Origin of the sequence: Streptomyces venetus, assembly GCF_039540295.1 — a bacterium.
Classification (GTDB): Bacteria; Actinomycetota; Actinomycetes; order Streptomycetales; family Streptomycetaceae; genus Streptomyces; species Streptomyces venetus.
Map to the genome: position 1 here is coordinate 88,930 of NZ_BAABET010000004.1, position 19,722 is coordinate 108,651.

Sequence of the window (19,722 nt, forward strand, 5' to 3'; positions counted from 1 at the left end):
TGAGCGGTCGGCGACGCGCCCGTGCGTGGTGGCGAGTGGGGCGGCCACCGTGGCGTACACGCACAGCGGAAGGCCGACGCTCCACACGGCGGGCTCGTGGCCGAGACGCCTTCAGTACCGCGACGCGCTCAGCCGCTTCAGTTCCTCGCCGGAGAGGCGGATCGCACCCGCCGCCACGTTCTCCGCGAGGTGGCCGGGGTCACCGGTCCCGGGGATGGCGAGGACGTGCGTGCCCTGATGCAGCGTCCAGGCGATGCGGATCTGCTGGGGACTCGCACCGTGGGCCCGGGCCACGGCAAGCACCTCCTCGTCGTGAGCGGTGGTGGCACCGCGCTCCCCCTGCTCGCCGGCGACCGCGTAGAACGGCACGAAGGCGATGCCCTGTTCGCCGCAGATCCGCAGCAGTTCGTCGGTGACGGGGTCCGGGTGGTCGATGGCGTACCGGTTCTGCACGCTGACCACCGGCGCGACGGCCTGTGCCTCGGCGAGGTGGCGGGGTTCGACGTTGGAGATGCCCAGGTGCCGGATCAGGCCCGCCTCGCGCAGTTCCGCGAGGGCACCGAAGTGCTCGGCGATCGAGTCGTACTTCGCCATCCGGCGCAGGTAGACCACGTCGAGGTGGTCACGGCCGAGCTGCCGCAGGTTCTCCTCGACGTGGCCGCGCAGGTCCTCGGGGCGGGCCGAGGTGCCCCACTCCCCCGAGTACGCCCGGTACGGGCCCACCTTGGTCACGATCACCAGGTCGTCCGGGTACGGCGCCAACGCGCTGTTGATGAGTTCGTTGGCGGAGCGCAGCGACGAGAAGTAGAAGGCGGCCGTGTCGATGTGGTTGACGCCGAGGTCGATCGCCCTGCGCAGGACGGCGATCGACCGGTCGCGGTCGCTCGGTGTGCCGTGGTGGAAGGCGGCGCTGCCCGTCAGCCGCATCGCGCCGAGGCCGATGCGGTGGACGGACAGGTCCCCGAGTGTCCAGGTGCCCGCGGCGTCCGCGGTGATCGTCTGTGAGCTCATCGGCGGAGTCTCACACGGGGCGCGCCGACCGGCGTAGCCGTTTTACGGATACGTGTACGAGTTGAGGGTGGCGACGGCGGAGGCCGGGTTGCCGAGGTCGTAGTGGTCCACGGCGAGGAAGGTGGGCTTCTTCCGGGCGGCCGGCTGGCAGAACCGCCGTGCCCGGTCGGCGAGTTTGGTGTTGTCCGTGGCGGCCGTTCCGGCGATCGGGACGTCACGGAAGTGGTTCATGACGAACAGCGGGCGGAATCCGGGCTCGGTGCGGGTCAGCGGGATGTTGGTGCCGGCGTCGTACCAGCGGCTGTAGCAGGACCAGTCGGAGGAACCGACACCGGAACCCATGGACCAGTAGTTCTCGACGGTCCATTCGCGCTGGTACATGACGCCGAAGCTGTCCCGGGTCAGACCCGCGGACTGGTCGGCCGAGCGGCTGTGGTCGGTGAAGATCAGGAGCCGGTCGTTCGCGGCGATCAGGTCGGCCATGGCCGGCCAGCCGTTCATCCGGACGCCGGTGCGGTCGGGCCGGTACAGCACGTCCGACAGGCCGTCGACGCGGGCGAGTTCGGCGCGCAGGACTCCCGGGTCGACGTAGTCCTCCAGGAAGACGGTGACGACCTGGTCGGGGTGGGCCTCGAGGAAGTCGACCATGCGCTGGAGGTCGACCCACAGGGCGACGGGCCTGCTGACGAGGGTGCAGCTGTTGTGGCAGAGGATCGCGCCGTCCGGGGTCTGGTGGATGTCCAGCATGAATCCGCGGACACCGTCGGAGAGTTGCCGCTCGATGCCGCGGGTCTGGTTGGGGACGAGGTTGACGAAGGGCGGGGCGAAGCCGCCGTCGACGCCGTTGGCGTACGCGTTGTGCGCGGTGAGGAAGGTGACCTGGTCCAGGGTGCGGCGGTCCTCGGGCGGCATGGGGGCGGTGGCGGGGTCGACGGGGGTGAGGTACCAGGTGGCGAGGTCGCCCGCCCCGCCGACACCGAGCCGGGCGGGGTAGTTCGCGCCGGACGGCTTGGGGGCCACCGTGAGGTGACGCGTGGCGCCCGGGACCTTGAGCGTGTACCGGTCGTCCCCGGCCGGGGTGATCTCCCAGGCGGCGTCGGCGCTCGCACAAGTGACGGTCGCGGCCTGATCGCCGCTGCGGCCGAGGCAGTTGCCCGGCGCGTCGGCGTTCTCCAGGAGGTGGGCGGCCCCGTCCGGCTTCAGCCGCCACTGCTGGCGGTCCTCGTTGCCGCGGGGTCTGTGCTGCTCCACGGCTCCGCCGCTGTCGGCCGCGTTGAGCCCGGTCGTGGCGCTCTGGACGTAGTACGTGCCCGGCGCCGGAACAGCGGCGGCGGCGGGCTGAGGTGCCACGACCGCGGCGGCCAGCGCGACGGTCGTGGCGAGCAGGGCGTGGGGGGTGCGCATGGGAGGTGCCCTTCATCCGACGTAGGTCAGGTGCATGACACCCCGCATGACACCACGCCCGCGGCGTCAGCAGTAGAGGTTGCCGCCGGCCGACGTCCCGAGGATCTGCGTGAACCGCTGGTAGTTGCTGACGCGGCTCTGCACCTGTGCCGGGTTCTTGCCGTCGCACTCCAGCGAGCCGTTGATGCTGCGGATGGTCTGGCCGAAACCGGCGCCGTTGACCATGGCGTTGTGCGGGGTCATGGTGCCGGGGCCGGTCTGGGTGTTCCAGTACCACAGGGCCGTCTTCCAGGCCACGGCCGCGTCGTTCTGCACCAGCCAGGGGTTGTTCAGCAGGTCGATGCCGAGCGCGTCGCCTGCGGCCTTGTAGTTGAAGTTCCAGCTGAGCTGGATCGGTCCGCGCCCGTAGTAGGCGGCCTGGCCGGCCGGACAGCCGTAGGGCCGGCTCCAGTCGCAGTAGTGCGGGTAGTTGGCGGTGTTCTGCTCCACCACGTGCACCAGACCGCCGGTCTCATGACCGACGTTGGCGAGGAAGGCCGCGGCCTCCTGCTTCTTCACCGTGTCGCTGCCGGTGTTGGCGAAGCCGGGGTAGGCGCTCAGGGCCGCGGTGAGCCCGCTGTAGGTGTAGAAGGAATTCCGGTTCGGGAACATCTGGTTGAACTGTGCCTCGGTCACGACGAAGCGCGCGTTGGGCGTGCCCGGACCGCTGTCGCAGGCGTACGGCTCCCAGTACCAGGTGCTGATGGTCGGGTCGTAGCCCGGATTGGCGTGCTCGGCGATGTACGCCTTGCCGTCGGTGTAGCGGACGATGTCGCCGGCGTTGTACGACTTTCCCGCCACCCAGCTCGGGTAGCTGGAGCAGGCGGCTGCGGAGGCGCTGGAGGCGGGCAGGAGCACGGGCGCGGCGCCCGCGAGGACGAGGGTGGCCAGGACGGCGGAGACACGGCGTCTCGACACGGGATCAACTCCTTTGCGGAGCACGGCCGCACCCTGACAAGGGCAGGGCGGAGCAGAGCCTTGACCGCGCGCACCGGTGGACCGGTCACGGCGTGGGGGCGGCCGTGGGTGGGGGTGTGGACGCACACTCAACCGCGTTGGTCTGTACCAGTCAAGGGTGTAGACCAGTCATCGGGTGGCGGGTGGCTCAGACGTGAGCCTGTTCCTCCAGCGTCGCCGCCAGCCGGGCCAGCAGGGACCGCAACAGGTCGTCCTCGCCGTCGCCGAGAGTCGGCCGGCCGGCGCGCACCGCACGGTCGACGCGCTGCCAGTACTCCCGGCCGCGCGGGGTGAGATGGGCGAGCACGCGGCGGCGGTCGTACGGGTCGACCCGGCGGTGCACCAGGTTCTGGTCGACGAGCTGGTCGATCAGCTTGGTGAGCGTCGGGGGCGGCAGGAGGGCGGCATCCGCGATCGCCGTCATGTGGTACCCCTCGCCGTCGGACAGCAGGGCCAGCACCCGCCAGGCGTCCAGCGAGCAGCCCTCCGCCTCCAGCAGGGCCTGGAGCCGCCGGGCCGCGAGCCGCTCGGCCCGCGTCAGCAGATGCAGCAAGTCGTCCGGCCGACGCGGGGTTGGGGTGGGCATCCCTGCTCCTAGGCTCAAGAGGGATGTCCATCGTAGGAGACGCACTGGAGTTCGTACGGGCGAGCCGTAATCATGACGCCATGTTCCGGCACGACCTCACCGCGCCCGAGTGGTTCACGGCCGACGACTCCGTGCTCGGCGTGGCGCTCGTCGTTCCCTTGCAGGGGCCGGCCGGCGTCTTCGGGCCCGCCTGCGAGCTGTGCGCGCGGCTGGCCGCCGAGGAGGTCAACCGGGACGGCGGTGTGCTCGGCAGGGAGCTGCGGCTGGTGCCGGTCGACGGCTCGGGCCCGCCGGGTGAGGTCGCCGGGCAGGTCGAGGCGCTGGTGGACCTGGGCGTCGTCCAGGGTGTCACGGGCTGGCACATCTCCTCGGTGCGCCGGGCGGTGGCACCGAGAGTCGCGCACCGCGTTCCGTACGTGTACACCGCGCTGTACGAGGGCGGTGAGCACACCGCGGGCGTGTTCCTGACCAGCGAGACCCCGCGCGACCAGCTGCGGCCCGCGATGGACCTGCTGGCGCGCGAGCGCCGGGTGCGCCGGTGGTTCGTGCTGGGCAACGACTACGTGTGGCCGCGGCGCACGGCTCGGGCGGCCCGCGGATACGCGCGGGCGTCCGGCGGGTGCGTCGCCGACGAGGCGTATCTCCCGCTCGGCACCCACGACTTCGAACGGGTGATGCGGCGCATCGAGCACGCGGAGGCCGACGGGGTGCTGATGCTGCTCGTCGGCAGCGACGCGGTGCGCTTCAACCGGGCCTTCGCGACGCACGGCCTGCACGCGCGCTGTCTGCGGCTGAGCACGCTGATGGACGAGAACATGCTGATGGCGAGCGGCCCGGCGGCCACCGAGGACCTGTACAGCACGGCCGGATTCTTCGCCTCGCTGGCCAACCGGGACACCCTCGACTTCCACAGCCGGTACGCGGCCCGCTTCGGCGTCGAGGCGCCCGCCGTCGGCAGCCTCGGTGAGTCCTGCTACGAGGGCGTGCTGCTGCTGGCCGCACTGTTGAGGAGGGCCGGGACGGTGGACGTGACGGCGATCGGGGCGGCGGCGGGCGCGGTGTCGTACGAGGGGCCGCGCGGGCTGCTGCACCTGCGGGACGCGCATGTGCGCCAGCGGATCTACCTGGCACGCGCCGACGGGCTCGACTTCGACGTGCTCACGGAGCTGGATCCACGTCGGTGACCGTGCCGTCCGGTCCGCCTCGCCGGGTGAGCGCCCTCCCGCGCCCGTCGAGGAAGGCGCGTTCCGCGGGGTTCTCGGCGAGCGCGGCGGCCTGCTCGTAGGCCTGGACGGCCTCGCCGGCCCGGCCCAGACGGCGCAGCAGGTCGGCGCGGACGGCGTGGAAGACGTGGTAACCGTCGAGGTCGAGGGCGTCCACGAGGGCGAGGGCGGGCCCCGGACCGTCGGTCTCGGCCACGGCGACGGCCCGGTTCAGGGCCACGACCGGGCTGGGGGCGATGACCATGAGCTGGTCGTACAGCTGCCGGATCTGAGCCCAGTCGGTGGCTTCCGCGCGGGGCGCGTCACTGTGGACGGCCTGGATGGCGGCCTGGACCTGGTAGGGCCCGGGCCGGTTCCGGCGCAGGCAGCGGCGGACCAGCGCCTGACCTTCGGCGATCAGCTCGCGGTCCCAGCGGGCCCGGTCCTGTTCGGGCAGTGGCACCAGTTCGCCCCGGTCGCTCTCGCGGGCGTCGCGGCGTGACTCGACGAGGAGCATCAGCGCGAGCAGGCCGGTCGCCTCGGGCTCGTCCGGCATGAGTGCGACCAGCAGCCGGCCGAGCCGCAGTGCTTCCGCGCACAGCTCGGGCGAGCCCTCGTACCCCTGGTTGAAGATCAGGTAGACGACGGCCAGGACGCCGCCGAGCCGGTCGGGCAGGTCGGCGTCGCGGGGCACCCGGTACGGGATGCCGGCGTCGCGGATCTTCGCCTTCGCGCGGACCAGCCGCTGCGCCATGGTCGGCTCCGGCACCAGGAACGCGCGGGCGATCTGCGCCGTGGTGAGTCCGCCGAGGAGTCTCAGGGTCAGGGCGACCCGGGTCCGGAGGGCGAGCGCCGGATGGCAGCAGGTGAAGATCAGGCGGAGCCGGTCGTCGCGCACGGGGCCCTCCTCGGGCGGTGCGTCGGGGGCGTGCAGCAGGGCCGCCTCGGCGTGCCGGGCGGCCCGGGACGACTCGCGGCGCAGACGGTCGACGGCCCGGTTGCGGGCGGTGGTGATGATCCACCCGGCCGGGCTCGGCGGGACGCCGGTCTCCGGCCACCGCCGGACCGCCGTGGTGAAGGCGTCCTGCACCGCTTCCTCGGCGAGGTCGATGTCGCCGAGGAAGCGGACGAGGACGGCGACCGCGCGGCCGTACTCCGCGCGGAAGACCGCCTCGACATCCACATCCATCAGTCGGCGTCTCCCATGAAGGGGCGCACCTCGATGGGCAGGGTGGTGGCCAGGGCCGCCTTGCGTCCCCACTCCAGAGCGGCGTCCAGGTCGGGTGCCTTGAGCAGGCAGATACCGCCGAGCATCTCCTTGCCCTCGGCGTACGGGCCGTCGGTGATCAGGACGTCGCCGTCGCCGGGCCGCAGCACGGTGGAGGACTCCGGGCCGTGCAGCCCTCCGGCGAAGACCCACGCGCCCGCCTCGCGCAGTTCGCGGTGGAAGGCGCCGAGATTCTCGCCGATCTCCTCGAGGACCTCGGGGGCGGGCGGGTCGCCGACCGGCTGCATCACGCTGAGCAGGTAGTACTTCATGACGGCCTCCTCGGCCTCTGGTCATCCGGGTGTCCTTGCACCTCCTACACGAACGACACACCCCCAGATCGACAACCCGCGCAGCACGACCGCGAGAATTTCCCTCATGACCACCACGCCTCATCCCCTCGTCACCGCCGCGCGGCGGCTGGCGCACGATCTCCTCGTCCCGAAAGCCGAGCGCGTCGACCAGGAGGGTGTGCCGGCGAGTCACATCGAGGCGGTGAAGCGGTCGGGGCTGCTCGGGGTGGGCGCGCCCCGGGAGTACGGCGGGGCGGACGCGCCCGTCGCCGTGGCGCGGGAGACCGCGGAGATCCTGGCGGGGGCGTGCTGTTCCACATGGTTCGTGCAGACACAGCACCACACACCGGTGAAGCTGCTCGCCACATACGACTCGCCGGTCCGGGAGAAGCTGTTGCGGCCGCTGGCGACCGGCGAGGTACTGGCGGGCATCGCGTACGCCCATGTCCGTGCCTTCCCCCGCGTTCCCGTACGGGCCGTGCCGGAGCGGGGCGGCTGGCGCTTCGAGGGCAGGGTGCCCTGGTACACGGGCTGGGGCCTGAACGACGTGCTGCTGCTGGCGGGGGTGACGGACACGGCGGAGGTGGTGTTCGTCGTCACCGACGCCCGCGAGCAGCCGGGGATGCGCCCGTCGGCGCCGTTGCGGCTCGCGGCCCTCGGCGCCGCCCGTACGGTCTCCCTGGAGCTGGACGGCCTGTGGGTGCCGGAGGGGGACGTCGTGCTGCGCACCCCGCGGGAGGAGTTCGCCCTGGTCGACCTGCCCAGGGCCGCGAACGCCAGTCCGGCCGTGTTCGGAGTGGCCGAGGCGGCGCTGAACCTGCTGGCACGGAGCCCCGACGGCGAGGGGCCGGCCCGGTCGCTGCGGGCCCGGCTCGACGCGGTCCGGCGTGAGGCCTACGCCCTGGCCGACCACCCCGCCCCCCACGAGTCCGTCCCGGAACGTCTGGCGGTGCGGACGAGGGCGTACGAGCTGCTGCGCGCGGCCACGACCGCGGCGATCGTGTCCGGGGGCGGCCGGTCCATGACCCTGGACAGCCGGGCGCAGCGGCTGGCACGCGAGGGGATGTTCCTGCTGGTGCAGGGGCAGACGGCCGAGGCACGCCGGACGCACCTCGGCACGCTGGCGTCCGGCTAGCCGAGCGGGGGCAGCGACGGCCGGCCGGCGCGGGCCGGTACCTTGCCGCAGAACTCCGCCTCGACCACGTCGGTGTAGAGCTCGGGGTCCTGGAGCCAGTCGCCGTTGATGTTGAACGTCAGCTGATGCTCCCCGTCCGGGGTACCGACCATCGCGGACAGGGAGCCGTTCGTACGGCCGCTCTTGCCCACCACCCGCACACCGCAGGACAGCTCGGCGAACTCGACGCCGAGTCCGTACCCGAACCCGCCCCCGGCCGGGACCTCGTCCAGCATCTCCCTCATCTGCGCCCGGGGCAGCAACTCGCCCTTGATCAGGGCCCGCTGGAAGCGGTTGAGGTCGCCGCTGGTGGAGATGACGTCACCCGCCGCGCCCAGCCAGGTCATGTTCTGTTCGGTGGCGTCGTGGATCTCGGCGTCGGGCGTCTCCTGGTGGAGCCGGGAGTAGCCGACGGGGTGCGGCTTCGGCATCTGCGGCGCCGTACCGGGGAAGGACGTGCCGCGCAGCTTCAGCGGCCGGATGATGCGGTGGGTGATCTCGTGCGCGTACGAGTGGCCCGTCGCCTTCTCGATGACCATGCCCGCGATGACGAAGTTGGTGTCCGAGTACGAGGGTGCCGCCCGCTGGTCGGGCAGGGGCGGGTACTTCAGGGCGATCGCCACGAGCTCTTCGGGCGTGTGCGTGTCGTACCGGTGTTCCGGGAAGCCGGGGCCAGCGGCGCCGTGGATGAACCCGGGATCGTCGGTGTAGTTGGCTATGCCGCTGGTGTGGTTGAGGAGCTGACGCAGGGTGATCTCGCCGCCGTCGTAGCCGTTGCCGCGCAGCAGCCCCGGCAGCCACTTCTCTACGGTGTCGTCCAGACTCAGTCCGCCTTCCGCCTCCAGTTGGAGCAGGACGGTCGCGACGAACGTCTTGGTGATGCTGGCACCGCGGAAGTGGTCGGCGGCCGAACGCTTTCGTCCGGTGGCGGTGTCCGCGTGGCCGGCGGCCGCGAACCAACTGCCTCTGCTGTCGCGGACCTTCGCGGCCACGCCGGGGAGTCCGCCCTTGTCGACGATGTCGCGCAGTGCGGCTCTGGTCGCCTCATGGCCGTGCCCCTGCTGTGCCGCCTGCGCCGCCGGGGCGAGTGCCGCTCCGGCGGCGGACAACGCCGCGGCAAGGGCTAACGAGACAGTGCGTGCGGCCCGCTTCTTCATGGATGTGTGCCTCCTGGTCATCGAGGGGCCAGGTCTGCCCCTGATGCCGAGGACGCCCAACGCGGGCCACACGGTTGATCGTCGGGCGCGGCGGTGGCGATCACCCTGCCACGGCCAGCAGCGGGGTGCGGCCGAGTGCCGTGGAGAACTGGTCGACGACCTGGACGAGCGCCTCGGCGGCGGACGGCGCGACGGTCAGGGAGCCGTCGTCGTGCACGGTGAGGTCCTTGTCGAGGGTGAACCAGCCCTGCACCGTGTGGGCCGCACCCATGGAGGTGAGCACGGGCCGCAGGGCGTAGTCGATGGCCAGGACATGGGCGATGCTGCCGCCGGTGGCGAGGGGCAGCACGGTCTTGCCGGTGAGCGCGTACTGCGGGAGCAGATCCAGCAGGGCCTTGAGGACCCCGGAGTAGGACGCCTTGTAGACGGGGGTGCCGATGACGACACCGTCGGCCCGCGCGAACAACTCGGTGGCCTCGACGATGGCGGGGTGCCGGAAGTCCGCGCCGAGCAGGGCGTCGGCGGGGATGGTGCGGACGTCGAGCGGGATCACGTCATGCCCCTGGGCGACGAGCCGTTCGTCGAGGTGGCGCAGCAGTCGGCCGGTGCGGGAGGAGGCGGAGGGACTTCCGGAGACGGACAGGACGGTGGCCATGGGTTCTCTTTTCCGGGAGAGGCGCGACTGCGCATGGCAGCGCCGAATCCGGGGGGCGCGCCGGGCGAAGGGCGTGACGTACACCGGATGCGGGCGTGAGGGGAATGCACCGCCCCTGACGGCCCGCCGGCGAAGCGGAGTTCGGCCGGCGGATACGGCGGTGTGGAGAAGCGGCGAGCCGGAAGACTCAGGCTGCGGCGCGACAGAAGGCGCTGGAGACGCGTGCGAGGTCGACGTGGCGTCGCCGCGTGAGGTCCAGTCGCATGGTCATGCCATCGATCGTGGCAGTGGCGGACGAGGGCCGTCAAGGAATCCGCGGCTCATCTCGTATCCCGGACCAGGCGTTTCGGCGACGGGCGCCCGGAATCGCCTGGTCACCCCGGCAGTTGCGTTCAGTCGTCGTCCGACGGGACCACCACGAGGAAGGCGTCCGACTCCAGGTCCATCACGACGGTGGCGGGCTCGCCCTCCGCGCGGCGGCGTGCCGCGTACTCCTCCGCCGGCCACGATCCGCGCGGCGCTCCCGCCGGAAACCGCTCCAACACCTTCGCGCTCGTGGCCGCTGACACGTCCGCTGCCCTCCTTGTCCCGGGCCGCCCGCCGGGGCGGCCCGATCCGTCACTGTCGTACACATCCGGCTGCCCCCGATCCGCCCGGACATGTACCGCCCGGTAAGACACCACAGCCCTCACAGACCTCTACACATAAAGGAAAAATAAGAGCAGAATGAGCTTTACGCGGCGCTTACCGCATACCCCTCCAGACGCGGTCGCCCTGTAAGACGAAGGAGACGAGTCATGGCCAACGTCTCGCCCACCAGAGGGGACATAACCAGCCACCCTGATGCCTCCGAAATGCGGGCCCGGTACGCCCGCATGCTCGGTGGTCGTGATGTGGCGCTCGTGGACGGACCGGTGTTCCTGCTCGGTCTGTACTGCGCCGCCTCCCCGTGGATAGTCCACTACACGACCAGCCAGCCGCCGCTCGTCACCCACAACCTGATCATGGGGATCGCGATCGGCCTGCTGGCGCTCGGGTTCACACGCGCTCCCGAGCGTATGTACGGCCTGAGCTGGGCCATGTGCGCCCTCGGGGTGTGGATGATCATCTCGCCGTGGATCGTCGGCGACAGCCCGGACGCCGGTGTCGTGTGGAACAACATCGTCATCGGCGCGCTGGCCGTGCTCCTGGGGCTTGTCTGCGCCGGCACGGCGGCGAAAGCCACTCCGAGGCCCTAGCCCTGCACTGAAGGAACGCTGAAGAAACTCTGCCGGAAGGAGCAGAGGGCCGGTCCGCGCCCGGACCGGCCCCTTCCGTGCGCGCACCGGGCCGCGAGCCGACGAGAAGGCAGATCGGTCCGGCCGCGCTCGGCGATCGCCGTCATGACGAGGCGACGGATCGGGCGGGCGCGGACGTGACATCGGGGCCGGGCCGCGGAGATCCGGCCAGGGGCTGTGGGGGCTCCGGGCGCGGGGCGGCTACGGCCTGTACACGTAGGGCGTCGTCGTGGTCAGCGGTACGAAGCCGAGGCGTTCCAGAATGGGGCGGCTCTGACTGGTGGCGTCGACCTGGAGCCAGCGGTAGCCGCGGGCCGCGGCGACGTGGGCGCGATGGGCCACCAGGGAGCGGTAGATCCCGCGCCCGCGCCAGCCCTCGACGGTGCCGCCGCCCCACAGGCCGGCGAACCGCGTGCCCGGCACGAGCTCCATACGGGCCGAGCTCACCGGCTCGTCCCCGGCCATCGCCACCACCGCGACGACGGTGTCCGGATCGGCCGCGAGCCGGGCGAGAAGGTGGTGGCGCAGCAAGGAGCTGTCCTGGCCGAACGCCTTCTCATGGACGTCGGCGACGAGATCGACTCCGGCCGGATCGGTGACCGGCACGACGCGGACGCCCTGCGGCGGTGTGGCGCCGAGGTCCAGGTCCGCGATCTCGCCGACCATCACGGTCTCCTCGGGATCGGGGGTGAACCCGGCCGCACGCAGGCGGGACCCGAGGTCGGCCGGGCGGTCGTGCCCGTAGAGCTTCCACTCGAAGTCCAGGCCGAGCGCGGTGTAGTCGCTTGCCTGCCCGGCGATCGCGGCGTCCGCCGTGGTCTCGTCGAGGGCGGACCACACCACGCCGTTCCAGCCCTGTGCGTCGCTGACGCAGCGCACCACGTCACGGGTCCGTTCGACCCGCGCGTCGGGGCCGTCCGGTCGCGCTCCCTCGCGCAGCTCGCGGTCGAACAGGGCGAGCAGCGCGGCATGATCCATGGATGGCATGGGCACACCCCACCATCGGCCGCGCGGCCCGGCAACGGGTTTTCCCGTGCGGCCGCGGGCCCCGCCCGCCGTAGAGTCCTGTTGATCACGTCGCCACGAGGAAGGGCCCCGGCACCATGGTCGTCAAGGACACGGAACTGCCGTACCTGCGCCGCTGCGTGGAGCTCGCGGCCGAGGCACTGGACGCCGGGGACGAGCCGTTCGGTTCGGTACTGGTGGGCGCCGACGGCACGGTCCTCGGTGAGGACCACAACCGGGTGGCCTCGGGCGATCACACCCGCCATCCCGAGTTCGAACTGGCGCGCTGGTCGGCCGCTCATCTCACGCCCGAGGAGCGGGCGGCGGCCACGGTCTACACCTCCGGCGAGCACTGCCCGATGTGCGCGGCCGCGCACGCCTGGGTCGGCCTGGGACGTATCGTCTATGTCGCCTCGTCCGAACAACTCGCCGCCTGGCTCAGCGAGTTGGGAGTCCCCGCACCGCCGGTTCGGACACTCCCCGTCCACGCCATCGCACCCGGTGTGGTCGTGGACGGGCCGGTGCCCGAACTGACGGAGCAGATCCGGGAGTTGCACACACGGTTCCACACCGGACGCGACTGAGTCGCCGACCGGGACGGCCGGGGCGGCGGGAAGGACACTGTTTCCCTCCCTGCCTCCCCGGCCGTGCGATCAGTCGTCCGCCCCGGAGCGGAAGCGGCGGCGGAGGGCCACTCCGCCGAGCACGAGCGCCGCGCTCGCCGCCACGGCCGGGAGGGTGTGGTCCGCACCCGTGTGGGCCAGGGCCTCGTTGTGCCGCGGGGTGTGCGGGGCCGGCTCGGGGGCCGTCGGCGCCCGGGGCGGGGTGGACGGTTCCGGCGTCGGTTTCTGGTGGCGGGGCCGGTCCGGGCGCACGGGGCGGTCGCCCGGGGTGTTCGAGGACTCGTTGCCCACGGACGCGTTGCCGACGCCGACCACGTTCACCGAGTTGCCGGTGACGTTGACCGGCAGGTCGACGGGCAGTTGCACGCCGTTGCCGGAGGCCACCCCCGGTGAATGCTTCCCACTGCCCTCGGCGACCGCACCGCCGCCGGACCCGCTGCCCGGCCGGTCCTTGTTCGCGCACGTGTTGCCCGCGGCCGGATTGAGCAGCCCCACCACGTTCACGGTGTTTCCGCACACGTTCACCGGGACGTGCACCGGCAGCTGAACCGTGTTGCCGGAGACCACCCCGGGCGAACCGGCCGCCGAGCCGTCCGCCCCGGAGCCGGCGTACGCGGGGACGGTCACGGCCATCGCGCCCGAGGCGGCGGCGACGGCGATCACACCGTTTCGGGTAACCCGTCTCATAGGGTCCCTGCCTTCCAGACATCGTCGCGGGCACTCACCCGCACGGGATAAAACGCGGGCGGTCGATCCTGGTTAGTGGCTAATCGGCCTTTCACTCCATCGAGCGGCCCGGTTGTCGAACTAGCGGTAAAGCCCTTCGTATGTGGGACGCCGCCGCGCGGCGCAGGCCCCCGCCCCGTCCGGCTCACCGGCCCCACCCACCCCGCTCGCCCCGCTCGGCTCGCCCGGATCGCCCGGAGGCGGGGTGTGCGGTGCCCGCATATGGTGAGCGAGGGCGCCGGTACCCGGTCCGCTGTGGGGCGCCCCCTGGAGGCATCGATGCTGGCCAAGCTGTCCGTGCGCCCCTCGGTCCGGCGCTGCGCCGTCGTCGGCGCGGCCGGGCTCGCACTGCTGGGTGCGGGGCTGCCGGCCGCGGACGACCCCCCGCCCGGCCTGTCGCGCTTCTACGACCAGAAGGTCACCTGGTCGGCCTGCGAGGGGCCGGACATGCCGAAGGACCTCCGCTGCGGAAAGGTCACCGTTCCGCTCGACTACGCCGCGCCCGGCAAAGGGACGCTGGATCTCGCCGTGGCCCGCTTCCGGGCCACCGGGAAGTCCCGGGGCTCGGTGCTGCTGAACTTCGGCGGCCCCGGCGGTCAGGGCGTGGGACAACTCGCCATGGCGGGCAAGGAGTTCATGGGCCTGACGAACGGCTACGACGTGGTCGGTTTTGATCCCCGCGGCGTCGGCCGCTCCTCGCCGGTCAGCTGCGGGAACGCCCCCGACGACGCGCTGGACGAGACGGACGCCGCCGTGGCCGATCCGCAGGCCGTACTGCAGAGGCTGCGCGACGCCGCGGCCGAGTGCACCGAGCACTCGGGCCCCGTCCTGCCCCACATCGGCACGGTGAACGCCGCCCGCGACCTGGACGTCATACGCGACGCGCTCGGCGACTCCAAGCTGAACTACCTGGGCTTCTCCTACGGAAGCCGGCTGGGCGCGGTGTACGCGGCCCAGTTCCCCGGCAAGGTCGGCAGGATGGTGCTGGACGGCGTCGACACACTGACCGAGCCGCTGTCCGAGCAGGGCGTGGTGAGCGCGCAGAGTCAGCAGACCGCCCTGGAGAACTTCCTCACCTGGTGCACCGAGGACATCGCCTGCCCCTTCGGGCAGAACCCGCGGGAGGCCAGGGAGGACATCGTCCAGGTGGTCGAGTCGCTCGACGAGGACCCGGTGCCGACGGACTTCGGCGAGGCGTTCTCCGGCCAGGACTTCGTGGGGGCCCTCGCTCAGGGGCTCTACAGCAGAGAACTGTGGCCTTCACTCCAGCGGGCCATCGCGCAGCTGCTGGAGGACGGTGACACACGCGCTCTGGAGGCCTTCGCTTCCGGGGGCGTCACGCTGCCGCCGCTGCGCCCCCACCGCGGGCTGGTCGACCCGGAGGACGTGCCGCTGGACAACCTCCCGGCGGCGCTGATGGCGGTCAACTGCGCGGACGATCCCGACCGCCCCGCCGCCGCGCAGGTCGCCAGGGACCTCGGCAGGCTGCGCACCCGGTACGAACAGGCGTCCCCGGTGTTCGGCCGGTACCGGCTCACCCAGGTGCTGATGTGCTACGGCCGCCCCAAGGGCACCGACTTCATCCGGGACGAGGTCAAGGACCTCGACACCCCGAGGATGCTGCTCGTCGGCACCCGCGGCGATCCGGCCACCCCGTACCGCTGGACGGTGGAGACGGCCGAGCGGCTCGGGTCGTCGGCCGTGGTGCTCGACAACCGGGGTGAGGGGCACACCGGCTACGGCTCCTCCAAGTGCGTGCACCGCAAGGTCGACGCGTTCCTGCTGTACGGCACCCTCCCGCCGAACGGCAGTTCCTGCGGTCCCGACCGCGACCCCGAGCCTTCCTGATCAGGACGTGCGCGCCCTGCGGCACCCGGCGTCGCATTCGGTTCGATTACCCCAAATGCCCTCATGGTGAATTGGCTCTATCGTGCTGTCATGGAGCACGTTCTGAGTCCAGCGACCCTCACCGAGCTGCGGCGCCCGCGCCCCTACCCGGCGGTCTCCGTACTGACGCCGACGCACCGGCGCGAGCCCTACAACGCCCAGGACCAGGTCCGGCTGCGCAATGTCGTGGCCGAGGCGAAACGGCAGCTGGAGGCGGATCCGGCGGTCAGCCGGGACCGACGGACCGAGGTCGCCCGGCGCCTCGACCGGGCCCTGTCCGAGGTCGACCTGACGCACGCCGAGGACGGCCTGGTGATCTTCGCGGCCTCCGGCGAGCACCAGGTGTGGTCGCTCTCCCGGAGCGTGCCCGAACGCGTGGTGCTCTCGGACACGTTTCTCACCCGCAACCTCGTCTCCGCCCAGACGGCCGAGCGGCCGTTCTGGGTGCTGTCGCTCGCCGCCGACCGCGTCACGCTGTGGAACGGCGGCGCGGACCGCGTCACCGAGGCGCGCGTCGGCGGCTTCCCGCTGACCCGGCGGATGGAGAACTTCGACCCGGAACGGCAGCAGCGGGTCGGTGACCTGCCGAGCGCCTTCCGGGAAGAGCGCACCCGCCAGTTCCTGCGCGAGACCGACATCGCGATGAGCGCCGTCCTGCGCGACCACCCGCGACGGCTGTACGTGACCGGGGAGCCGGCCGCGCTGACGCTGCTGGACGAGGTCGGCGGCACCGCCGGGAGCGCGGTGCACGTCCCGCACGGCGGACTCGCGCACGGTACGCCCGAGGCGGTGTGGCAGGCCATGCGGCCGGTTCTCGAGGCGGAGGCCCGCAGGAGCACGGACACCGTGGCGCGCGCCCTCGAAACCGCCCGCGGGCGGCGGGAGTTCGCCGCCGGCGTCGACGAGCTGTGGCAGAGCGCCCGGGACGGCCGCGTCCGGCTGCTGGCCGTCGAGGAGAACTACCGTGTGTCGGCCCACGACGCCGGGGACCACCTGATCCTCACCGAGAGCGGCGATCTCGGCTCCCGTGAGGACATCGTGGACGAGATCGTCGAGCAGTGCCTGGAGACGGGGGCCGACGTCCGCTTCGTACCGGACGGCATGCTCGGAGAGGCGGACGGCATCGCCGGAGTACTGCGGTACTGAAAGCATCGAACACAAGGCCGTCGAACACCCGGAGCAACCGCGCTCCAGGTTACCGACGGGTCGTCAACTCGCCTGTGTAATCTACGACTTGGACCTTACGGTAGGACACCCCGCACCTACCTCGGAGTAACTCCGCGAGACTGTGGCATATGCCAGAAGCACCACCGTATCGTGTGTTGCCAAAGCCCTTACAGGCCATGGCGGCCTGTGCGACAGTCGTAGCGGTCCCTCCGTCCGCCTTTGGCCGTACCGTCCCGCATCGGAGTGCGTCATGCCGTCCCACCTCTCCGCGGACCGCCCCGCCGCCCAGCCGCCCGGACGCGGCTCGGTCGACGCGCTCATCTCGCAGACGCGGCGGCTCAAGGGTGATGTGGACGCGGTGCGGCGCGACGCCGAGGGGGAGGAGGCGGACCACCCTCGGGGACGCTGGCAACGCGCCCTGTACGACCTGGCCCTGCACCAGCTCAACGATCTCGACGAGCACCTGGCCCAGCTCCGGGACGGGCCGCCCCCCACGGCGTCCGCGGAACCCCCCGCGCCCGCACCCGGCTCGCTGCTCAGCCGGGTGGGCAGCGCCGAGTGGAACCTGCTGACGGACGAGGCCAGTTGGTCGGGGGAGCTCTACGACATCCTCGGCCGTGACCCCGCCGCTCCCCCGCTCACCCTCGACGAGCTGCCCTCGGTGGTCCTCGACGAGGACCGGCCGAGGCTGACGGCGATGGTCACCGACTGCCTCGTCGACGCCCGGCCCATCGACGGAGAGTTCCGCATCGCACGCCGGGACGGTGACGTACGGACCGTGCACATGATGGGCGAACCGGTGCTCGACGCCGACGGCAGCACCGCCTCGATGTGGGCCGTGCTGCGCGACGTCAGCGCACTGCGCCGCAGCCAGCGGGTGGTGAGCGAGACCCGTGACTCGCTCCACGACCAGCGGGAGGCCGCGCGGACCGAGCACCGGCTCGCGGTCGAGCTGCAGGAGGCCGTGCTGCCGCCGTGGCGCGGCTCCCTGCGGCTCCCGCACCGCGGACCCGGGGCCCTGGACGTCGCGACCCACCAACTGCCGGCGTCCACCGCCACCCTGATCGGCGGTGACTGGTACGACGCGCTCGAACTGACCGACGGCGAGACCCTCCTCGGCGTCGGCGACCTCACCGGGAGCGGCGTCGGCGTCACCTCGAACATGACCATGCTGCTCGGCGCCGTACGCGGCATGGCGATGGCGGGTGCGCGACCGGGGCAACTGATGGCCCTGCTGAACCAGTTACTCGACGCCACCGTGCAACCCGCCCTCGGCAGCGCCCTCTGCTGCCGCTACCGGCCCGCCACGCGCACCCTGGTGTGGGCGCAGGCCGGACATCCCGCCCCGCTGCTGTTCCGCGACGGGGCGGGGCGCGCGCTGAGCGCACCGGACGGCGTCCTGCTCGGCGCCACCTCGGGCGCCACCTACGGGCAGGCCGAGGAGACCCTTCAGGTGGGCGACCTCCTGCTCCTGCACACCGACGGGCTGGTACCCGGCCACACCGGCACGGCGGCCGCGGCCCTCCTGCTCGACCTGGCCCCGCGGCTGGCCGGGAACCGCACAGCGGAGGACTGCGTGCGCACGGTCGTCAAGGAGTTCGGCGAGAGCGAGCGCGAGGACAACGCCTGCGTGCTCGTCGCCAAGGTCATGTCATAGGAAACTCAGGCCGGTGCGCCGTTCCCGCCCCTCCCCTTCGTCTTCGGCAGGGCGAGCTTGATCTCCTCCCGCAGCTCCTCGATCCTCGGGTAACCGGAGTACTCGGCCGTGAGCCGGTACATCTGGCGCAGCCGGTCCCAGGTGCGGTGGGAGGAGTTGGATCCCATCGACACCAGGGCCAGTCGCGCGTACCGGTCCGCCTGTTCGGGGTCGTCGGCGATGAAACACGCCGAAGCCATCGACAGGTAGTCGAAGATCTTCGACCGCTGCCGGCCGTCGACTCGCAGGGCCAGCGCCTTGTCCGCGTAGTGCCTTGCATGCGCGGCAGCGCCCGGCTCGAACTCCGCGAGCGTGCGGTAGGCCAGGGCCTGCATGCCGTAGAGGTCCTCCTCCTTGAAGGTCTGCATCCAGTCCGGCGGGGGTACGTCGGCCTTGTCGGAGACGAACAGGTCTTCGGCCTGCCCGAGGGTGCGGCGCATCGCCTGGCCCTTGCCCATGGCGGCTTGTGCCCAGGCCTCGATGGTGTAGAGCATCGCCCGGGTGCGGGGCAGCACCTCGTCGCCCGAACCGGACGTGGCGAGCTTCATCAGGTCCAGGGCGTCGTCGGGCCGGCCCAGGTGCACCATCTGGCGGGCCGCGCGGGAGAGGGCCTCGCCCGCACGGGGCCGGTCCCCGCCCTCTCTGGCCGCGTGGGCGGCGATGACGAAGTACTTCTGGGCCGTGGGCTCCAGACCGACGTCGTGCGACATCCAGCCCGCGAGGACGGCGAGGTTGGCGGCGACGCCCCACAGGCGCCGCTGGAGGTGGGGTGGGTGACGGTAGGCGAGCATGCCGCCCACCTCGTTGAGCTGGCCCACCACGGCCTTGCGCTGGAGCCCGCCGCCGCGGGCCGCGTCCCAGGCGCGGAACACCTCGACCGAGCGCTCCAGTTCCTCGATCTCCTGCGACCCGATGGGGGCGGCCTCGTAACGGTCGAACCCAGCGGGGTCGGCGTGCAGGAAACGGTCCGGGTCGGGGGCGTCGGCAGCCAGGGCAGGGTCGGTGTGCAGCCAGTCGTACATGGCATTGCTGAGTGCGGATCCCGCGGCGAGCGCGGCGCCCGCGCCCACCAAGCCGCGTCGGTTGAGCATGAGGTCCATTCCCGTGAATTCGGTGAGGACCGCAGCCGTCCGCTCGGGCGCCCACGGCACACCGTCGGGAGCATCGTCACTCCCGCCGCCCTGCCGTTTCCCCGCACGCCCGTGCCGGACCAGACCGAGGTCCTCGATGGTCACGACACGGCCGAGACGCTCGGTGAACAGAGCCGCCAGCACCCGCGGCACCGGATCGCGCGGGATCTCTCCCGTGTCGATCCACCGCCGCACCCGGGAGGTGTCGGTCGACAGCTGGGGATGGCCCATGGCCGCCGCCTGCCGGTTGACCAGCCTCGCGAGTTCGCCCTTGGACCAGCCGGCGAGACCGAACAGATCCGCGAGCCGGGTGTTGGGTTGTCCGCTCACATCAAGCCCCCAGGTTCTCGGCTGAGTTGACAGTAGCCCGGCCGGACTTGCCGGGCGACTATTCGCCAGGGTTCGCCAGGGTGCGCCAGATGGTGTGCCACCGGCGATGCGGTGTCAGGTAGGAACGCGCCACCCC

Annotated in this window: 20 protein-coding genes; 7 read left to right on the forward strand and 13 right to left on the reverse strand. The window is 71.9% G+C overall.

Going from position 1 to position 19,722, the window contains the following annotated elements; translation table 11 throughout:
- Positions 1-111: 111 nt before the first annotated feature.
- From ABEA82_RS14195 to ABEA82_RS14210, 4 genes are all read right to left on the reverse strand, one after another.
- Positions 112-1,011 (reverse strand): aldo/keto reductase, encoded by a 900-nt coding sequence (locus ABEA82_RS14195; protein WP_345661810.1) that lies wholly within the window; start codon positions 1,009-1,011, stop codon positions 112-114.
- 42 nt (positions 1,012-1,053) lie between these two features.
- Positions 1,054-2,415: a phosphoinositide-specific phospholipase C-related protein gene (locus ABEA82_RS14200; protein WP_345661811.1), complete on the reverse strand. Its 1,362-nt coding sequence runs from the start codon at positions 2,413-2,415 to the stop codon at positions 1,054-1,056.
- Between the two features lie 66 nt (positions 2,416-2,481).
- Positions 2,482-3,372 carry a glycoside hydrolase family 19 protein gene (locus ABEA82_RS14205; protein WP_345661812.1) on the reverse strand — a complete coding sequence of 297 codons (891 nt, stop codon included), beginning with the start codon at positions 3,370-3,372 and terminating at the stop codon, positions 2,482-2,484.
- Positions 3,373-3,559: 187 nt separating this feature from the next.
- Positions 3,560-3,997: a MarR family winged helix-turn-helix transcriptional regulator gene (locus ABEA82_RS14210; protein ID WP_345661813.1), complete on the reverse strand. Its 438-nt coding sequence runs from the start codon at positions 3,995-3,997 to the stop codon at positions 3,560-3,562.
- An 80-nt stretch (positions 3,998-4,077) separates the two neighbouring features.
- On the opposite strand from ABEA82_RS14210, the gene ABEA82_RS14215 reads away from it, so the two are divergent.
- On the forward strand, positions 4,078-5,181 hold the full coding sequence (locus ABEA82_RS14215; protein ID WP_345662350.1) for a substrate-binding domain-containing protein: 1,104 nt from the start codon (positions 4,078-4,080) through the stop codon (positions 5,179-5,181).
- On the opposite strand, the gene ABEA82_RS14220 is transcribed toward ABEA82_RS14215, so the two are convergent.
- Positions 5,156-6,388, reverse strand: coding sequence for an RNA polymerase sigma factor (locus tag ABEA82_RS14220; protein WP_345661814.1), 1,233 nt, complete (start codon positions 6,386-6,388; stop codon positions 5,156-5,158). The two genes, ABEA82_RS14215 and ABEA82_RS14220, sit on opposite strands and share 26 nt — an antisense overlap.
- Positions 6,388-6,738, reverse strand: a complete 351-nt coding sequence (locus tag ABEA82_RS14225; protein WP_003987969.1) for a YciI family protein — start codon at positions 6,736-6,738, stop codon at positions 6,388-6,390. The genes ABEA82_RS14220 and ABEA82_RS14225 overlap by 1 nt, the downstream gene beginning before the upstream one ends.
- Positions 6,739-6,844: 106 nt before the next feature.
- Here ABEA82_RS14225 and ABEA82_RS14230 point away from each other — a divergent pair, with 106 nt between their 5' ends.
- Positions 6,845-7,894: an acyl-CoA dehydrogenase family protein gene (locus ABEA82_RS14230; protein WP_345661815.1), complete on the forward strand. Its 1,050-nt coding sequence runs from the start codon at positions 6,845-6,847 to the stop codon at positions 7,892-7,894.
- Here ABEA82_RS14230 and ABEA82_RS14235 read toward each other — a convergent pair.
- The 4 genes from ABEA82_RS14235 to ABEA82_RS14245 all read right to left on the reverse strand — a co-directional run bounded on the left by ABEA82_RS14235 (position 7,891) and on the right by ABEA82_RS14245 (position 10,314).
- A complete protein-coding gene (locus ABEA82_RS14235; protein ID WP_345661816.1) occupies positions 7,891-9,090 on the reverse strand; it encodes a serine hydrolase domain-containing protein in 1,200 nt (399 codons plus the stop codon). The two genes, ABEA82_RS14230 and ABEA82_RS14235, sit on opposite strands and share 4 nt — an antisense overlap.
- 100 nt (positions 9,091-9,190) lie before the next feature.
- A complete protein-coding gene (ssuE, locus tag ABEA82_RS14240) occupies positions 9,191-9,745 on the reverse strand; it encodes an NADPH-dependent FMN reductase (RefSeq protein ID WP_345661817.1) in 555 nt (184 codons plus the stop codon).
- Between the two features lie 187 nt (positions 9,746-9,932).
- The gene (locus ABEA82_RS38670; protein WP_423654966.1) at positions 9,933-10,016 is read right to left on the reverse strand and encodes a putative leader peptide; all 84 of its coding nucleotides are present in this window, start codon (positions 10,014-10,016) and stop codon (positions 9,933-9,935) included.
- Positions 10,017-10,137: 121 nt separating this feature from the next.
- Positions 10,138-10,314, reverse strand: a complete 177-nt coding sequence (locus tag ABEA82_RS14245; RefSeq protein WP_167545774.1) for a hypothetical protein — start codon at positions 10,312-10,314, stop codon at positions 10,138-10,140.
- 228 nt (positions 10,315-10,542) lie between these two features.
- Between ABEA82_RS14245 and ABEA82_RS14250 the strand changes: the two genes are divergently transcribed.
- Complete coding sequence (locus ABEA82_RS14250; RefSeq protein WP_345661818.1) at positions 10,543-10,983, forward strand: SPW repeat protein; 441 nt, start codon at positions 10,543-10,545, stop codon at positions 10,981-10,983.
- Between the two features lie 240 nt (positions 10,984-11,223).
- Here ABEA82_RS14250 and ABEA82_RS14255 read toward each other — a convergent pair whose 3' ends face one another.
- Positions 11,224-12,000: a GNAT family N-acetyltransferase gene (locus ABEA82_RS14255; RefSeq protein WP_345662351.1), complete on the reverse strand. Its 777-nt coding sequence runs from the start codon at positions 11,998-12,000 to the stop codon at positions 11,224-11,226.
- Positions 12,001-12,125: 125 nt separating this feature from the next.
- On the opposite strand from ABEA82_RS14255, the gene ABEA82_RS14260 reads away from it, so the two are divergent.
- Complete coding sequence (locus ABEA82_RS14260; RefSeq protein ID WP_345661819.1) at positions 12,126-12,611, forward strand: nucleoside deaminase; 486 nt, start codon at positions 12,126-12,128, stop codon at positions 12,609-12,611.
- A gap of 69 nt (positions 12,612-12,680) precedes the next feature.
- Here ABEA82_RS14260 and ABEA82_RS14265 read toward each other — a convergent pair whose 3' ends face one another.
- Positions 12,681-13,337 carry a chaplin gene (locus tag ABEA82_RS14265; RefSeq protein ID WP_345661820.1) on the reverse strand — a complete coding sequence of 219 codons (657 nt, stop codon included), beginning with the start codon at positions 13,335-13,337 and terminating at the stop codon, positions 12,681-12,683.
- 318 nt (positions 13,338-13,655) lie between these two features.
- On the opposite strand from ABEA82_RS14265, the gene ABEA82_RS14270 reads away from it, so the two are divergent.
- The 3 genes from ABEA82_RS14270 to ABEA82_RS14280 all read left to right on the forward strand — a co-directional run bounded on the left by ABEA82_RS14270 (position 13,656) and on the right by ABEA82_RS14280 (position 18,087).
- Entirely contained in the window at positions 13,656-15,224 is a 1,569-nt protein-coding gene (locus ABEA82_RS14270; RefSeq protein WP_345661821.1) for an alpha/beta hydrolase, read from the forward strand.
- Positions 15,225-15,314: 90 nt separating this feature from the next.
- The gene (locus tag ABEA82_RS14275) at positions 15,315-16,409 is read left to right on the forward strand and encodes a baeRF3 domain-containing protein (RefSeq protein WP_345661822.1); all 1,095 of its coding nucleotides are present in this window, start codon (positions 15,315-15,317) and stop codon (positions 16,407-16,409) included.
- A 271-nt stretch (positions 16,410-16,680) separates the two neighbouring features.
- Positions 16,681-18,087, forward strand: coding sequence for a PP2C family protein-serine/threonine phosphatase (locus ABEA82_RS14280; RefSeq protein ID WP_345661823.1), 1,407 nt, complete (start codon positions 16,681-16,683; stop codon positions 18,085-18,087).
- A 5-nt stretch (positions 18,088-18,092) separates the two neighbouring features.
- Here ABEA82_RS14280 and ABEA82_RS14285 read toward each other — a convergent pair whose 3' ends face one another.
- Positions 18,093-19,586, reverse strand: coding sequence for a DNA-binding protein NsdB (locus ABEA82_RS14285; protein WP_345661824.1), 1,494 nt, complete (start codon positions 19,584-19,586; stop codon positions 18,093-18,095).
- Positions 19,587-19,722 lie beyond the last annotated feature (136 nt).

Bases quoted from the DNA above. Each gene is read 5' to 3' on its own strand.
- ABEA82_RS14195 (WP_345661810.1), bottom strand. From the start codon at position 1,011: ATGAGCTCACAGACGATCACCGCGGACGCCGCGGGCACCTGGACACTC.
- ABEA82_RS14200 (WP_345661811.1), bottom strand. From the start codon at position 2,415: ATGCGCACCCCCCACGCCCTGCTCGCCACGACCGTCGCGCTGGCCGCC.
- ABEA82_RS14210 (WP_345661813.1), bottom strand. From the start codon at position 3,997: ATGCCCACCCCAACCCCGCGTCGGCCGGACGACTTGCTGCATCTGCTG.
- ABEA82_RS14215 (WP_345662350.1), top strand. From the start codon at position 4,078: ATGTTCCGGCACGACCTCACCGCGCCCGAGTGGTTCACGGCCGACGAC.
- ABEA82_RS14220 (WP_345661814.1), bottom strand. From the start codon at position 6,388: ATGGATGTGGATGTCGAGGCGGTCTTCCGCGCGGAGTACGGCCGCGCG.
- ABEA82_RS14225 (WP_003987969.1), bottom strand. From the start codon at position 6,738: ATGAAGTACTACCTGCTCAGCGTGATGCAGCCGGTCGGCGACCCGCCC.
- ABEA82_RS14230 (WP_345661815.1), top strand. From the start codon at position 6,845: ATGACCACCACGCCTCATCCCCTCGTCACCGCCGCGCGGCGGCTGGCG.
- ABEA82_RS14235 (WP_345661816.1), bottom strand. From the start codon at position 9,090: ATGAAGAAGCGGGCCGCACGCACTGTCTCGTTAGCCCTTGCCGCGGCG.
- ssuE (WP_345661817.1), bottom strand. From the start codon at position 9,745: ATGGCCACCGTCCTGTCCGTCTCCGGAAGTCCCTCCGCCTCCTCCCGC.
- ABEA82_RS38670 (WP_423654966.1), bottom strand. From the start codon at position 10,016: ATGACCATGCGACTGGACCTCACGCGGCGACGCCACGTCGACCTCGCA.
- ABEA82_RS14250 (WP_345661818.1), top strand. From the start codon at position 10,543: ATGGCCAACGTCTCGCCCACCAGAGGGGACATAACCAGCCACCCTGAT.
- ABEA82_RS14255 (WP_345662351.1), bottom strand. From the start codon at position 12,000: ATGGATCATGCCGCGCTGCTCGCCCTGTTCGACCGCGAGCTGCGCGAG.
- ABEA82_RS14260 (WP_345661819.1), top strand. From the start codon at position 12,126: ATGGTCGTCAAGGACACGGAACTGCCGTACCTGCGCCGCTGCGTGGAG.
- ABEA82_RS14265 (WP_345661820.1), bottom strand. From the start codon at position 13,337: ATGAGACGGGTTACCCGAAACGGTGTGATCGCCGTCGCCGCCGCCTCG.
- ABEA82_RS14270 (WP_345661821.1), top strand. From the start codon at position 13,656: ATGCTGGCCAAGCTGTCCGTGCGCCCCTCGGTCCGGCGCTGCGCCGTC.
- ABEA82_RS14275 (WP_345661822.1), top strand. From the start codon at position 15,315: ATGGAGCACGTTCTGAGTCCAGCGACCCTCACCGAGCTGCGGCGCCCG.
- ABEA82_RS14280 (WP_345661823.1), top strand. From the start codon at position 16,681: ATGCCGTCCCACCTCTCCGCGGACCGCCCCGCCGCCCAGCCGCCCGGA.